Raw genomic sequence first — 15,630 nt, forward strand, 5'->3', positions numbered from 1 at the left:
ATGGAAATAGATAACTTCTTATCGGATTACTTTATATCGCGATGACACTGAAAAAGGCATTTCAACCGGTTCATTAAATGTCACTTTGTTAAAATTAAACTCTGTTTTTATCTCCTGACGTCCATCTGAAATAATCATTTTTAGCAGCATCGGAAATTCCTGACCGGAAGCCATTGCATATTCTCCATAATTTGCCTCCAATAGTTGTTTTTTTGACAACTGTGACAGTCTGAACTGGTAAGGGCGATTATTGTTGTTCAATTTGTATAAGAAATCAAGTTCATTCAGTTTTCCATCTAACTGCACAGAATTTGGATCTTGTTTAAAATTCACCGCATCGATATCTGACAGAAGATTAACGGATATATTCGCCAAAAGCAAATCCTGTAGGTTAGAAAAAGTAAGATCAGGGCTTGCAAAACGATAGAGATAGTCAAATGGTTTGACCATATACTCATTCTGAAACTTATTCAGAATCTGCACGCTATCCGGCGTAATTAAAACCCGGGCGACTTCAATTCCAAGGGTTGCTGAAATCGAAATCCAGATCTTTTTATCTTTTTCGATCCGGATATTAGAGGTAACATCAAACTTATCCTTACCCAGATCGAGACGCATTTTTGCCTTTCCTGAAAAGGTCGAATAGCTTAAATTGGTCAAAAAAAGATTACGCAGTGTCGTTTTCTTTGCTTCACGTGTATTGTCTTTAATAACCAGTTCATTCTCTGATTTGAGATCTGCTCCTTTCAACAGTTTCTTTTTGGAGCTACAAGAAGAAAGCAAAGTCACCAGAATACCTACCCAAACAATTTTATTCCACATAGCTTTTTGTCTCAATCTTCCTTTTTACTTTCTGTTTACTTTCATCAGAATCCAAACCTTTTTCCAGTGCTAGATTCCATTGTTTGAGCGCTTCACCGGTCTTACCCAATTTGAACAAAATATCACCATAATGCTCAAGTAAGACTGCCGTCGGTGGACTTGTATTTTTCATTGCTTTTTGAATCCAAACCAGCGCATCTTCATATTTACCATCGGCAAATAAAACCCAAGCGTAGGTATCTTCGAATGTTCCGTTGTTGGGCTGCAATTTCGTAGCCATTGCTGCATATTTCGTCGCTTCATCCAGCCGCTCTTTTCTTAACGATAAATAGTACGCTAAATTGTTCATGGCAGTCACATTTGTGCTATCCAATCGAATCGCCTCCATATAGGCAGCATCCGATTCTTTATACATCTTTAATGTATTGTAGATATCACCTAGTCCTCCATAGATATTCGCTTGTAAAAAAGGTGTTTCGTCCTGCGCATTATTCAATGCTGCCTCCATAAACTTACGACTATTCTCTGTATCCTTTTTCATCAGGTAGGCCATACTTGTGAAATAGAGTATGGTAGAATTATTGGCCACATAATGTAGGGCTTCTCCCCCATGGGCTATAGCTTGATCAAATTCTCCTTTATCCATATCCAAACTCATCAACATCCGCCATGCGTCGATCTGATAAGGATTCATACTTACAGCCACTGCCAGCGAACTTTGTGCTGCTGTTTTATCTTCGTTCAGCCACAATACCTGCCCTTTGGCCATATGGCTCTCCGCAATGCGCGGGTGCACCTCTACTAAAATATTAGCTAATTCCAAAAGCTGCGCATTGGAATAGGGACTTTTAGGTCCCAACAAGGTCATGATAATTCTATTTTTGTCTCCGAAATCAATTTTTTTTGATTGAAATCCTTTTTTTAATGCATCAAATGATAATTTACTTTTCTTATCTAGCCGGTACAGGTCGGCTAAATCAAAATAAAGGAAGTCCTCCTGTGAAGTTTGAATACCCTTATTGATATATTCCAATGCAAGTTTTGAGTTTTTAGAAAGATTATAAGCCTGTGCCAATTGCCCATATACCTGAGCCAATTTAGTACCTTTATCAGCCCAAGGTTTCAGGAGACCGATTACGGCATTGTAGTCACCAGCATCATTCAACAGCACACTACCCACCATATCAAGCGTATCGGAAGGAGTTTCGATTTCTTTTGTTTTAAAAAAATATTCGAGCGCTATGTCTTTATACCCCCCATTAAAAAGAAGCATAACACGTTCACGTTTCAATGAAGCTGTGTTATTTTCATCTATGTTGATCAATTTATCCAGATAGATCAGTGCGCTATCCGCATCATTTTTGCTTTTAAAGGCATCGACTGCAAAACTTAGATACTCAGGTTTCTGTTGAATTTCTAAGGCCGCCTTTATGGCATCTATTGCGGCATCCTGATTTCGCATTTGAGCAAAAAGGATAGCCTTTGTGAAATAGATCTCATCTGCTTTTGGGTAATCCGCTAATATGGCATCTAAAGAATCTACACCAGGACCGATTTTCCCTTGCTTTAATATTTCTTGTACATTTTTGAGCCGCGCATCATAGGGTTTGCTCTTCTTCTCCAATGACTGGGCCTGCACTAGGCTGACTGTACCAAAAAGAAATCCAACAAAACTTATAACAACTCGTTTATCTAAAAAATTCAATCTCATCTACTTCCACTAAATAATTAAAAATTCTTCCTGCAATATACTAACTAATGTAACAATATTCCTTCGAGGAAGTTGTAAAAATATTGAGATTGGCCCTCCCAATTAGAAACTTAGCTCGTTTCCAACAAAATAAGTGAAATAGATTTTAAAATATAGAATAATAGATGTACCTTTGCAGACCCTTGTGATAAGGGGAAGATAAATAAAAATTTACAAATTATTTAAACAAAAGCAAGTGAATACGTTAAGTTACAAAACTGTCTCTGCCAACAAGAACACCGTTAACAAAGAGTGGATCGTTGTTGACGCTGAAGGAGAGATTTTGGGGCGTTTGGCGAGCAACATCGCGAAAGTAATTCGTGGTAAGCACAAGCCTACATTCACCCCACACGTAGACTGTGGAGATAACGTTATTGTTATCAATGCAGACAAAATTAGATTGACAGGAAACAAATTAGGCGACAAAGTTTACGTACGCTACACTGGATACCCAGGTGGTCAACGTTTCGTTTCTCCTAAAGAGTTAATGGCTAAATTCCCTGAGCGCATCATTGAGAAAGCTGTTCGTGGTATGCTTCCTAAAAACCGTTTAGGTCGTCAATTGTTTAAGAACCTTTACGTTTATGCTGGTACTGAGCACAAACATGAAGCACAAAGTCCAAAACCAGTTAAATTTTAAGGAACATCGACATGTCAACAACTAACACTTCAGGAAGAAGAAAAACTGCTGTTGCCCGCATTTACTTAACTGCTGGTAGCGGAAACATTATCATAAACGGTAAAGACTACAAAGAGTATTTCCCAACATTACCTTTGCAATACATCGCTACTCAATCATTGAGCGTAGCTGGTGAATTAGCAAACTTTGATGTAAAAGTAAACGTTAACGGAGGTGGTGTTAAAGGTCAAGCAGAAGCTGTTCGCTTAGCGATCGCAAAAGCTTTGGTTGAGCTTAACCCAGAAGTTAAACCTGCATTACGCGCTAAAGGTTTAGTAACACGTGATGACCGTATGGTTGAGCGTAAGAAACCAGGACGTCGTAAAGCTCGTAGAAGATTCCAATTCAGTAAACGTTAATCAAAGGAGGATCAAAAAATGGCAAGAACTACTTATCAAGATTTATTGGATGCAGGTGTGCACTTTGGTCACCTTACACGTAAATGGGATCCGAAAATGGCTAAGTACATTTTCATGGAGCGCAACGGTATCCACATCATTGACTTGAACAAAACTCTTACGAAATTAGAAGAAGCTGCTTCAGCTATCAAACAAATCGTAAAATCAGGTCGCAAAGTTTTATTCGTTGCAACGAAAAAACAAGCAAAAGAAATCATCGCACAACAAGCTAAAGAGGTTAACATGCCTTTCGTGACTGAGCGTTGGTTAGGTGGTATGCTTACAAACTTCGCTACAGTTCGTAAGTCTATCAAAAAAATGTCTAACATCGACAAAATGCAAAAAGACGGCACTTATGATGTATTGTCTAAGAAAGAAAAGTTGATGATTCAACGTGAGCGTATCAAATTAGAAAACCTTTTAGGAGGTATCGCTGATTTGAACCGTTTGCCAGCTGCTTTATTCATCATCGATGTGAAAAAAGAACACATCGCTGTTTCTGAAGCAATGAAATTGAACATCCCAACTTTCGCGATGGTAGATACAAACTCTGATCCTTCAAACATTGATTTCCCAATCCCTGCAAATGATGACGCTAGTAAATCTATTAGCTTAATCGCTAGCATCATTGGTCAAGCAATCCAAGAAGGTTTGGACGAGCGCAAACGCGACAAAGAAGAAGAAGCTGAAAAAGATGCTGCTGCTGCAAAAGCAAAAGTTGACAATAGTGAAGCTTCAGAAGCTAAACGTCCTCGCAAAGCGAAAGACGGAGAATAATATTTTTATTCCAAACCGGATAGCGTAGCGTTAGTTTCTGGAAAAGATTACTTTTCTTGAACTAGCCTATCTGTCCGGTTTTTTGGTTTAACAGCTCCCGATTATCAAGGAATGTTAAACTTCATATTAGCTTAACATGTTTTAAGTTAATATTGTACAAAATTTTCAGTAGTAAACAATAATAAAAAGAAATAAACATGTCAGTACAAATTTCTGCATCAGATGTAAACAAATTGCGTCAACAAACTGGCGCTGGTATGATGGATTGTAAAAAAGCTTTGGTTGAGTCTAATGGTGACTTTGAAGCTGCTGTAGATTACTTGCGCAAAAAAGGCGCTAAAGTAGCTGCTAGCCGTCAAGATCGCGACTCTAACGAAGGTGTTATCATCGCTAAAGCAACTGCTGATGGTAAATCGGGTATCGTAGTTGAAGTAAACTGTGAAACTGACTTCGTAGCTAAAAACTCAGATTTCGTAGCTTTCGCAGAAAAAATCGCAGACCTAGCGTTAAACAACAAACCTGCTTCTTTGGAAGAATTGAAAGGTTTGGAAATTGATGGCAAGAAAATCGCTGATGCTTTGATCGAGCAAACTGGTGTAATCGGTGAGAAAATTGACGTTTCTAAATACGAAACTATCACTGCAGAGAAAGTAATCGCTTATATCCACGGTAACTACCGTTTAGGTGTATTAGTAGGTCTTTCTGCTGACGCAGCTGGTGCTGAAGAAGCTGGTAAAGATGTTGCTATGCAAATCGCAGCGATGAACCCTATCGCAATCGATAAAGACGGTGTTGATCAAAACACAATCGAGCGTGAAATCGCTATCGCGAAAGAGCAAATCATTGCAGAAGGTAAACCAGCAGAGATGGCTGAGAAAATCGCTCAAGGTAAATTGAACAAATTCTTCAAAGACACTACTTTGTTGAACCAAGAATTTGTAAAAGATTCTTCTAAAAATATCGCTCAATTCCTAGATTCAGTTTCTAAAGGATTGACTGTAACTGCTTTCAAACGCGTACAATTAGGCGCATAAGCATATTTCCTTTCTAGCAATAGATCGGAAAAAATAAAAACAGGGACTATTGACAAAATAGTCCCTGTTTTTTTATTTATAGGCGGTCAGTCCCATTCTTCTATCATTTGCTACAATGCCCCCACCTCCCTTGTCTTTCATTCACCACTTTTATTTTCATTCAAATTTATGTAACTTAATCATACATAAAAACGAAACAAGATATGGGCATGTTAAAAGAAGGTGCACTAAAAGGCAAACGCATTTTAATTACAGGTGGTGGTACTGGGCTAGGAAAAGCGATGACTGATTATTTCCTGGAGCTAGGTGCTTCTTGCTTGATCAGCAGCCGAAAGGATGATGTGATTCAACATACAGCAAAAGAGCTATCCGAAAAACACCAAGGCACATGCCTGGCCATAGCTGGTGATGTACGTAATTATGAAGATGTCGAACGTGTAGTAGCTTATGGCTACGAACAATTGGGCGGGATCGACATCTTAATCAACAATGCTGCAGGAAATTTTATATCTCCTACCGAACGGCTGAGTCACCGTGCTTTTGAATCTGTCATCGGAATAGTACTTCAGGGTAGCATAAATTACACCTTAGCGCTGGGCAAACGTTGGATTGAAAATAAGGACCAAAATAAAACGGTACTTAGCATTGTGACGACTTACGCCTGGACAGGATCAGGTTATGTTGTCCCTTCCGCGACAGCCAAGGCTGGTGTATTGGCAATGACAAGATCCCTTGCTGTCGAATGGGGAAAAAAAGGTATACGTCTAAATGCAATTGCCCCAGGTCCCTTTCAGACCTCAGGTGCCATGGAGCGCCTACTACCAGGTGAATTAGGAGAACTACTATCTCCTACGAAACGGATTCCCTTAGGACGTTTGGGTCAATTAGACGAGCTGGCTGATCTTGCGGCATATCTTGTATCGGATTATTCCAGCTACATTAATGGCGATGTCATAACAATAGATGGTGGAGAATGGTTAAAAGGCGCCGGAGAATTTAATGGTCTGGATATTATTCCTGAAGAACAATGGGACAATATCGAAAAAATGACACGAAGTGCAAAAAGTACTTAGTCCCATTTCTGGTACCTGCAACAGCACATTGTTTTCTTTAAAAAGTCAAAAGATATAATCAAAATAACGATATTTGACTGTCATATTGATTATCATTCGATAAAACAAAATTTACAAGTACACAATGAATTTATCCTTTCTGCCCGAAAAAATCAAACATAAGCAAAAGATTGATTTAAGCGAATTAGGTTTTGATTTTGCATTGGCCTATATTTCGGAAGGTACGTTGGTATCAAAAAATAATGGTGCAAAATTTCTCAAAGAAAATCTGCTCTTCCTGAATACCACTTCAGAAATACTTGAAAGTAAGAAAGATTCAAATGTATTTATTTTATATTTTTCAAGCCATTACTTTAAAGATCTGCATCATATACAACAAAACTTTTGTTTATCTTACAATCCTCAGGATATTTTCAATTCAGAAACACTACGCAATAAAAGCCTGTCTCTTAAAAAGGAGAATAGAAAATTAATAGAAAAAGTAATCTCCTTAATTTATCAACAGGTAGAATCTGAAAATGCAGCAACTTCTACCTTTGTCTTTCATCAAGTGATGTCACTGTTCGCATTAATCGAAAATATATTAAAAGATCTGGATCTTCCGATCAATGAGTCCCGCAACATGTCTCAAGAAATAGAAACTTATATCCAGCAAAACATTTATTTCCCAGACAAGCTACAAATAAAAAATATAGCTGAGCATTTCCAGATTTCGGCTAATTATTTTGGTGCCTTTTTTAAGAAAAAATACCAGAAAAGTTATAAACTTTATATAGACGATATTCGTACCCAACTTATCGAAGAAAGGTTGGCATCGAGCCAATACACCATGAAACAGATTGTGGATGAACTAGGTTTTAACGACGAAAGTCACCTGACCAACTTTTATAAGAAAAAGAGAAATATAACCCCAAGTGCTTATAAAAAATCTAGAAAAGCAGTCAACTAGTTGTCGAGTTGAATGATGCCATTGAGGTCATTATTTAACGAACGTTGGATCGCTTCGTCGAGAATCAATATCTTCTGCCCCTGGAGTGTACGTTCTTGTCCGCTACTGGTATTTGTCTGTGTCGAATTGAATGATTCCAATTTCATGGGGAAATAAATTGGGTTCTCATCTTCTGAACGCCCGATGGTCAATAAGATATCATACCCCTGTAGGCGCAAACTCTGTAATGTCTGATAATTTAAACGCTTGAAAATCATAATGGCCAAGATTTACTGTTACTATTAGTAACAATAATATTTTCAATTTGTTTGCATTATCAGGTAGAATTTTATCTTTTATGATCACTATTTCAGCGAATTTATCAATTGCTAAAAAAATGTACCCCATCGCTAGTATTGTGATAATTTCTAAAACTTTTCACGCTGCTGCCTGTTGTATTATTAGAGATAAATCATAGAATTATGGCTAGCACAGAAAACAAAAAGACGAAGGGAAAAGTCGAAGCTGATTACCCTGATTCGGAGCAAAATCTAGCTTACAACAGAGATATGGACAGTTATGAGATGGATGTGGACGATAATGATCCAGATTACGATCATCCGGCAAATTATGACACACTATCCGAAGGTGCAATAGATGATGACTCTACTTATGATAATTCAAATCCTTTTGTCGGTGATGAATACGCTGATCGCGAAGATTTAGAGGAAGATGAGCTAGAGGATGAACATATGCGAATCGAAAATTTCAAGCACAATCGACTATCCCCTTTAGATAAAAAGCTGGCTCAGAATGAAGAGGATCTCAGAGATGATCTTGATGAGGAAGGATATCCAAAAAATGACAGGTAGTTTTCCAATTATAAAGTAGTTTTGAAAGGAGTCTTAGGACTCCTTTTTTCTGAATAAATAAAGCCCGCAACTCTATATTTTTATGTAAGTTTACGTTAGGAGATTTAAATATATGGAAGGTTTGTTGCCGCTCATTCGTATCATTGACCTAAAAAAATCATACGGAACAAAAGAAATTTTAAAGGGGATCAATCTGGATATCTTTCCAGGTCAGGTCATTGGCTATATAGGTCCCAATGGCGCAGGAAAGTCTACTACGGTCAAAATACTGACCGGATTGATTGAAGATTTCACCGGTAAAGTTGAGATCAATGGCATCGATATTCAAAAGGATCCGCTTTCTATAAAATCTCAACTCGGGTATGTTCCTGAAAATGCAGAGCTGTACGAAGTATTGACCCCGATGGAATATCTCGATTTTGTCGGAAAATTATACGGTATGGAGGATCATACGATCCAGGAACGTTCCCTCAAATTATTAAACGCATTTGGTCTAGCCGTAAATGCTAATAATAGAATGGATACCTTTTCCAAAGGTATGCGTCAGAAGGTGCTCCTTATATCCGGTATTATCCATAATCCACAGATCATCATCCTGGATGAGCCCCTGTCTGGGCTAGATGCCAATGCGGTAATCTTCGTAAAGGAACTCATATCATTACTCGCCAAAGAAGGTAAGACTATTTTTTACTGCTCACACATGATGGATGTCGTTGAAAAAGTATCCGATCGAATCCTCCTGATCAGTCAGGGGAGTATTATTGCGGATGGAACGATTGACGAATTGAAGTCAAATCCCAACGAATCACTTGAGCATATATTTGCAAAATTAACCAATACCGACAACGATGCACTGGATGCATCTGACATCATCACTGCTATTCAATAATATGGAAAGATATATCTTACGATTTATTCTTCTATTTAGGGGATTATGGGAAAATTTGGGGGTAAACTTTACGCAGTTTAAAATTATTTTAGAGACTAAAGTTACCTTAGATAACAGAAAGCCAATCACATTTAAGAAACGGAATACAGGAAAGTCCTCCTCTTCGTCCTCCATTATACAGTTTATCATGTATATGATCATTGGCTTGATGTTCATGGTTATTCTTATTCTAATTCCAGATCGCTACTTAGCTATTGCTATTATGCTGCTTTGTTTTATCAGCATGCTGAGCATTACATTAGTATCGGACTTTTCGCCCATACTTTTGGATACCAGGGATCAATACATCATTATGCCCAAGCCGGTCAACGATCGGACAATTGCATTATCGCGAATAACATTTATTGCCATTAAACTTTTCAATCAGGTCATTGCATTATGCTTGCCGCTTTTGATCTATGTCCTCTTCAACTGGGATGTTATCGCTATTTTTCTATTGGTTGTACAACTGCTATTAAGCACACTTGTAGCATTGGTATTCGTCAATGGGTTCTACCTGATTAGCATCAAATATCTACCCATCCAAAAATTTAAAGATATTATTACCTATCTACAAATTGGGCTTTCAATGATCATTTTTTTAGCCTATTACCTTGGTCCCAATCTGATTCAAACGATCGTCGAGTCTCAATTGACCATTCAACAACTCAAATTCCTTTGGTTATTTCCCAGTACCTGGATTGCCTCTTTTCAATCCCTGCTTCTAGGTGACCATAGTCTACAGATCATCCTATTTTCCGTTTTGGGTATAGTTGTTCCATTCTTTGGGATCTATGCTTGTACACAGTTATTTTCTAGGGGTTTTAACGCAAAAATAGCGGCTCTAGCCAGTACAGATGCGCCTTTACCTGAATCAACAAAGGTGCTTTTGCAGAACGTCACAAAACGCCCGTTATATAAAAAATTAAGAACAAGCCTGTGTTCATCTCCACTTGAAGAAGCTGGGTTTAGTATCGTATGGCTTATAAGTTCAAAAACAAGGGAATTTAAGCAACAACTCTACCCTTCTTTGGCCTATTTACCCATCTATTTTATATTTCTCTTTTTACGGACTGGAGACGGTTTGCCGATCAGAGAGAAACTGGTTAAGTTAGGAGAATCTGGCTTATATATCATTATGTTCTACCTTTCACTATTAACCATATTGACTGTATTTCAGCTGATCACACAGAGCAATAAGTATAAGGCCGCTTGGATCTACTATGTCACTCCAATAGATCGTCCGGGACAATTTATGACCGGTGTACTTAAAGCATGTCTTATTAAATACGTACTACCATTTAATGTGCTGTTTTTTTGTATTTGTGTTCCTCTATTTGGTATCAGCTCTATAAATGACTTATTACTTTCCTCAGCTGTTGGCGGAATCGAAAGTATTCTGATCATGCTCTTTCTCGTAAAAAACTATCCTTTTTCCAAAGCGAGCCAATCCAGTTCCAAAGCACTGGTCAACTTATTGATCTTAGGTTTGCTCGGACTCTTGGGCTATCTTCATAAAGTTATTTTTCAGTATGAACTATTGATTTGGGGGCTGGCGGTAATCGGCTGGATATTGTTTTTCATCATGCTCAAATATTTACAAAAAGAGGATTGGAAAAGCCTGGCCTTTGATGATAATTAAGAAATTACCATGAATACACAGGTTCCATTTTCTGGAACCTGTGTATTTTACAACTACTTTTTATTGATGCGCCCTTTAAACCGACTGATACCATCCATAAAAGCTTCTACAATTATCCTTCCTTTAGGAAGATGATTAAGATCATAGTTGAATATCGCGTTCTTAACGGCTTTATATTCATGTTTTTGCCATACTACACCATCAACCGTTATCCTCACGGTCATATCGCTCTGCTTATTGGATACCACATTTAATTGCGTTTGGTCAACCACTGATCTTGGATACAGGGAAAATGCATATTGAGCCTTTGTTGTATCCATTTCAAACCCTGGAACAGCCTTAAAGCTAAACATTTCACCCACTCCACAATCACTTTCAAATGCATGAATAAGATTTCCTTTCAGGTCGAAGATACGAAGATAACCATCTCCGTTTTCGGGCTGTGCCCAAAACTGTAGTCCATTTCCAGCGGTATCTATTAGGCGAAAGGAGTAATTGCCTGCAGCAAGGCGTATCGTATCAGTATATAGTGTGAGCGCAGTTAACATTGCCGCCTTCTTTTGAAAAACGGTATCCTGCTGAGCATTTATTAAAGAAATACTATTGTCTTGAGATGCTTTATTTGTAAGAAATTTCACAACAAATTCATTCGGAAATTTCTCTGGTGCTGTAAAAACAACGTCCATTTCATTGTCTTCTGACCATGCATCTTTCTTACCATTCGGTTTGATAAGCGCTACATGAAAGACATTTTCACCATCTTTTTCCTGAATTTCCCCCGGTAGCAATACATCTGCCACTTGATTAAATGAAAGATTTCCCTTCCAATGAAATGTTTTGGATGGAAAGCCCTTGGTTCCATATACAATTGTAAGCGAATGCATCGGATCTGTCCCTAGGTTTCTAAAAGCTATCCGTGGGCCAGAACTGGCTGGGTTTAATCTCGAAAAACGTTGCTCGTCGTTTGGTACCATAATAGATTCAACGGCTGCATCTATTTTTTGATTGGGTTTCGAATAATGAAACAAGTAAGCTGAAATATTTTCAACAGCCTGTATATTGCTTGAAGCAGTATAGGGTTCCATTCGCAATGCTGCAGTATGGCGGCCTGGCTTTGTGAATACATCGATTACATCAGGTTGCTGCAGATCACCTGGACACCAATACGCCCGATCAAAGATCCATGTCCCGCCTTGCGGGTATAAAGGGTTATCGCCACACTTTTTCCACATATCTCGCAGGTCAACGACCTTTCCGTCGAGCATGAGTTCACGCCATCGTGTACAAAACTCGCTGCAACCACGAGGCTTGTCCATACCATGTCCTGTGTGCTGAATACGTATACGGCTCAAGGCTGCTAGCCCAAGCGATTCGTAAGTTACGGGCAATAAATTCTCCTCTATCTTCTCGTTGGGATCGCCGTATTTATAGCCCTTATTCCACAAAGGTGTTATACCCAGAGGTGTAACAACTGGAGGTCCTGATAAAATTTCAAAGTCTATACGAAGTGCCCAACCTACTGTTTTATCCTCAAAACCCGAATGTACATATACAATCTCAACGCTATCTCGCAAAAAAGGGGCAAAGTCAGTCACATCCACCTGCCACTTCCAATTCCACCCTTTGTTGTAAATGCTCCCATAGGGGGTAAGCATCCGGCCCAATTCATAGTTCAGCACCTCTCCTTTCGCTCCTCCTTTACGTCTCAGCACAATATGATCCAGATAATCCCAATGTGCAGTGTTTAAGCTATCAGGACTTCCCAAAGTGACATGCATGGTTATTTTTCTTACAGGGTACTCGGCTTTGGGGAATACCCCCCATGCTGGATACGGGTTTTCACCTTTAGCGGCATCACAAATAATCGTAGTACGGTTGTGCGTGACAACATGGCTTATTGCTTTCTTTTGCGCAATAGCATGATAACCGATAATAAGCCACACTAGAATAAGAATAGGTCTGAAGTTCATTATAGAAAAAAAATATTAGGTAAGAAACCGCATAAATATACATGAATTTAATGTCACAACCTATCATTAGAGTGCATCAGGCATGATATACGCGGAAATTGTATTACAAAACAATGCTTGATCGCCAACATATGGTTATTGCTAGGCAACCTTTGGGGTGGAAAAAATGGTATTCTAATCTAAGGTTATTTCAAAAATGGTTCAAAAAAAAAGGAAAATCTATATTTAGACTTTCCTTTTTAAAAGTAGCGGGGAGCAGGATCGAACTGCCGACCTCAGGGTTATGAATCCTGCGCTCTAACCATCTGAGCTACCCCGCCGTTTCGGTATGCAAATATACCACTTCGCCTGTCAATTCAAAAGATTTTTTTATTTTTTTTAGCGATTTATCCTATTCAAAAATCATTATACCACACAACAAACTCATTCTTAACGAAGTAAAATAACGTTTCAATTATGAAAAAAGTCGGGATAAGATTTGGGCGATTTTAAATTCAAATATTTGCTAAAAAGCCTTCAACTTTTCACAAAAAAACTTGCAATAACAAAATAAATATGTATTATTACAAATAATAAGTTTATGCGATAAAAAGCAAAATGGGAAGAGATTTGTAGCGGGGAGCAGAATCGAACTGCCGACCTTTGGGTTATGAATCCAACGCTCTAACCATCTGAGCTACCCCGCCATTTTGGGAATGCAAATATAGCTTATTTTTGATTTAAACAAACTGAAATTTAAAAAAACATTTTTATGGCAGATAAAATAAAATTCCAACTAGAATATATCATCAACTCTTCACCTAGAATTTTATTTCCGTATTTGCAAGAACCAAACGAACTGGCACAATGGTTTGCAGACGATGTAAACTACAAAGACACTGTTTATACCTTCATTTGGGATGATGAACCGCATCGCGCAAAAATCGTAGCATCAAAAGAAAACAAATCAGTGCGTTTTAAGTGGCTCGATGATGATCCTTATTATTTCGATCTAGAAATCGATCAAGATGAGCTGACAAACGATGTCGCACTTAAAATAATAGATTTTGCTAAAGAAGAGGACTTGGAAAATAGAAAATTAATCTGGAAAAATTCAATCGTCTATCTTCAAAGCGTTATAGGTGCATAAAAAAACCTATCTTTGCAATATATTTTCACCAAGGGCTCTAAAAGAGCTCCTTGGCTGGAAGATGCTTTAATGTAAAGGCATCAATTTGCTTAGCGTCACGGATGAAAAAGGTTCATTTACTTATTCTTCAAGCTTTCATTAAACCATTCATCGTCACATTTTTTATTGTGATGTTTGTGTTATTAATGCTTTTCCTATTTAAATACATCGATGATTTGATAGGAAAAGGATTTGAATGGTACACCATTATGGAGCTTATTGGGTATCAATGCATTGTTCAGATTCAAATGGCAATGCCCCTATCCATGTTATTGTCTTCCATTATGACCTTTGGAAACTTGGGGGAAAGCTATGAACTCGTGGCTATCAAAGCAGCAGGCGTATCCTTACGCAAGGCGATGACCCCCCTATTTATACTTGTCGCGATTTTTGCAACGAGTTCCTTTCTATTTTCCGATTATATTTTACCTGTGGTCAACCTAAAAATGGGAACCTTGCTGACAGATGTACGGAATAAAAAGGCTGACTTTCTGATCAAACCCGGTATTTTCAACAATACAATTCCAGGATACTCCATTCGCGCGAGAGGCAAAAATAGGGAAGGAACGATTCTCTATGACTTAATGATCTATGATCATCGGGGTGGCAATACGGCCAACAATGTGCTGATGGCAAAAGAAGGGTACATTTATAATTCACCAGACAATAGTTATATGATCCTCAAATTGAAGGATGGTATACGCTATGAAGAGTCGCGCACAAAGAACTCAAAAACATACGATCCACGCCAGCAATTCACACGCTTTAAATTTAAGGAAACGGAACAGAAGTTCGACATGGGTAGCTTTCAACAAGGTAAAACAGATGAAAGTCTTTTCAAGAGCCACCATGCAATGTTAAATCTTAGACAACTGGATATGTATATTGACTCCAACCATGTTAAAATCGACAGTATGGGTAAAGCAATTACACGAACTCTTGATACGCGCTATAATATCTATTCGAAGTATTTCAGTGCAAATCAACCTGGCCTGCCAAAGGTAAAAGAAGCGAAGATCAAACCTTATAAAGATTTAGTAGCCGATCTTGTACCTTCTGAACAACGGACGCAGATCACCATGAACGCATTGAGCCAGCTAAACTATCTAAAAGAGGATCTCAACAGCCGCACCCTTGAATTTAAAGATTACAAAACAAAAGATATACGTTATCGCATTGAATGGCATAGAAAGTTCACATTGGCCGTATCTTGTCTACTGCTATTTGCTATTGGAGCGCCTTTAGGTGCCATTATTAGAAAGGGAGGTCTCGGACTTCCTGTCGTTATGGCTATCATTTTCTTCTTAATCTATCATATCATCTCTACCGTGTCAGAAAAAACGGCTAAAGATGGTGCCATATCTTCGGCTGTAGGTATGTGGATGGCTATTATCATATTAACTCCCCTTGCTGCATTTTTAACCTATAAATCGACTACAGATTCGGCTTTGTTTGATATTGATCAGTACAAATTAAAAGCAGAAGCAGCCTGGAAATGGATCAAAGAGAAATTTGGTAAAAAGAATAAATTAAAGGAGTCACATTAGATTTGTGACAACGCTATTATAAATAAAATTAGATTCTACACT

15 protein-coding genes and 2 tRNA genes are annotated in these 15,630 nt (G+C 38.2%); 11 read left to right on the forward strand and 6 right to left on the reverse strand.

What is annotated here, in order from left to right; translation table 11 throughout:
• Positions 1–18: 18 nt before the first annotated feature.
• Together LC454_RS07360 and LC454_RS07365 are read right to left on the reverse strand one after the other, a co-directional pair.
• Complete coding sequence (locus LC454_RS07360; protein WP_223581104.1) at positions 19–822, reverse strand: DUF4292 domain-containing protein; 804 nt, start codon at positions 820–822, stop codon at positions 19–21.
• A complete protein-coding gene (locus tag LC454_RS07365; RefSeq protein WP_223581106.1) occupies positions 812–2,533 on the reverse strand; it encodes a hypothetical protein in 1,722 nt (573 codons plus the stop codon). The genes LC454_RS07360 and LC454_RS07365 overlap by 11 nt, the downstream gene beginning before the upstream one ends.
• Before the next feature lie 235 nt (positions 2,534–2,768).
• Between LC454_RS07365 and rplM the strand changes: the two genes are divergently transcribed.
• The 6 genes from rplM to LC454_RS07395 all read left to right on the forward strand — a co-directional run bounded on the left by rplM (position 2,769) and on the right by LC454_RS07395 (position 7,482).
• Positions 2,769–3,212 (forward strand): 50S ribosomal protein L13, encoded by a 444-nt coding sequence (rplM, locus tag LC454_RS07370; RefSeq protein WP_120262245.1) that lies wholly within the window; start codon positions 2,769–2,771, stop codon positions 3,210–3,212.
• Positions 3,213–3,223: 11 nt separating this feature from the next.
• A complete protein-coding gene (rpsI, locus tag LC454_RS07375; protein WP_077437656.1) occupies positions 3,224–3,610 on the forward strand; it encodes a 30S ribosomal protein S9 in 387 nt (128 codons plus the stop codon).
• Between the two features lie 18 nt (positions 3,611–3,628).
• A complete protein-coding gene (rpsB, locus tag LC454_RS07380) occupies positions 3,629–4,426 on the forward strand; it encodes a 30S ribosomal protein S2 (protein WP_104385702.1) in 798 nt (265 codons plus the stop codon).
• 197 nt (positions 4,427–4,623) lie between these two features.
• A complete protein-coding gene (gene tsf / locus LC454_RS07385; RefSeq protein ID WP_120262244.1) occupies positions 4,624–5,460 on the forward strand; it encodes a translation elongation factor Ts in 837 nt (278 codons plus the stop codon).
• Between the two features lie 209 nt (positions 5,461–5,669).
• Entirely contained in the window at positions 5,670–6,533 is an 864-nt protein-coding gene (locus tag LC454_RS07390; RefSeq protein ID WP_120262275.1) for an SDR family oxidoreductase, read from the forward strand.
• Between the two features lie 124 nt (positions 6,534–6,657).
• Positions 6,658–7,482 (forward strand): helix-turn-helix domain-containing protein, encoded by an 825-nt coding sequence (locus tag LC454_RS07395; RefSeq protein ID WP_223581108.1) that lies wholly within the window; start codon positions 6,658–6,660, stop codon positions 7,480–7,482.
• Here the strand turns inward: LC454_RS07395 and LC454_RS07400 are convergent.
• Positions 7,479–7,739 (reverse strand): hypothetical protein, encoded by a 261-nt coding sequence (locus LC454_RS07400; protein ID WP_223581110.1) that lies wholly within the window; start codon positions 7,737–7,739, stop codon positions 7,479–7,481. The two genes, LC454_RS07395 and LC454_RS07400, sit on opposite strands and share 4 nt — an antisense overlap.
• Before the next feature lie 204 nt (positions 7,740–7,943).
• On the opposite strand from LC454_RS07400, the gene LC454_RS07405 reads away from it, so the two are divergent.
• The 3 genes from LC454_RS07405 (at position 7,944) to LC454_RS07415 (ending at position 10,903) form a co-directional block, all read left to right on the forward strand.
• Positions 7,944–8,333 (forward strand): hypothetical protein, encoded by a 390-nt coding sequence (locus LC454_RS07405; RefSeq protein WP_223581112.1) that lies wholly within the window; start codon positions 7,944–7,946, stop codon positions 8,331–8,333.
• Positions 8,334–8,445: 112 nt separating this feature from the next.
• A complete protein-coding gene (locus LC454_RS07410) occupies positions 8,446–9,222 on the forward strand; it encodes an ABC transporter ATP-binding protein (protein ID WP_223581114.1) in 777 nt (258 codons plus the stop codon).
• Between the two features lies 1 nt (position 9,223).
• Complete coding sequence (locus LC454_RS07415; protein WP_223581116.1) at positions 9,224–10,903, forward strand: hypothetical protein; 1,680 nt, start codon at positions 9,224–9,226, stop codon at positions 10,901–10,903.
• A gap of 53 nt (positions 10,904–10,956) precedes the next feature.
• Here LC454_RS07415 and LC454_RS07420 read toward each other — a convergent pair whose 3' ends face one another.
• From LC454_RS07420 to LC454_RS07430, 3 genes are all read right to left on the reverse strand, one after another.
• Entirely contained in the window at positions 10,957–12,873 is a 1,917-nt protein-coding gene (locus tag LC454_RS07420; RefSeq protein WP_223581117.1) for a peptide-N-glycosidase F-related protein, read from the reverse strand.
• A gap of 246 nt (positions 12,874–13,119) precedes the next feature.
• Positions 13,120–13,193, reverse strand: a tRNA-Met gene (locus tag LC454_RS07425).
• A 292-nt stretch (positions 13,194–13,485) separates the two neighbouring features.
• Positions 13,486–13,559, reverse strand: a tRNA-Met gene (locus LC454_RS07430).
• A 65-nt stretch (positions 13,560–13,624) separates the two neighbouring features.
• Here LC454_RS07430 and LC454_RS07435 point away from each other — a divergent pair.
• Entirely contained in the window at positions 13,625–14,002 is a 378-nt protein-coding gene (locus LC454_RS07435; RefSeq protein WP_223581119.1) for an START-like domain-containing protein, read from the forward strand.
• 101 nt (positions 14,003–14,103) lie between these two features.
• Positions 14,104–15,588 carry an LptF/LptG family permease gene (locus tag LC454_RS07440; RefSeq protein ID WP_223581121.1) on the forward strand — a complete coding sequence of 495 codons (1,485 nt, stop codon included), beginning with the start codon at positions 14,104–14,106 and terminating at the stop codon, positions 15,586–15,588.
• Positions 15,589–15,630 lie beyond the last annotated feature (42 nt).

Origin of the sequence: Sphingobacterium sp. GVS05A, assembly GCF_019969845.1 — a bacterium.
In the GTDB taxonomy this organism is placed as follows: domain Bacteria; phylum Bacteroidota; class Bacteroidia; order Sphingobacteriales; family Sphingobacteriaceae; genus Sphingobacterium.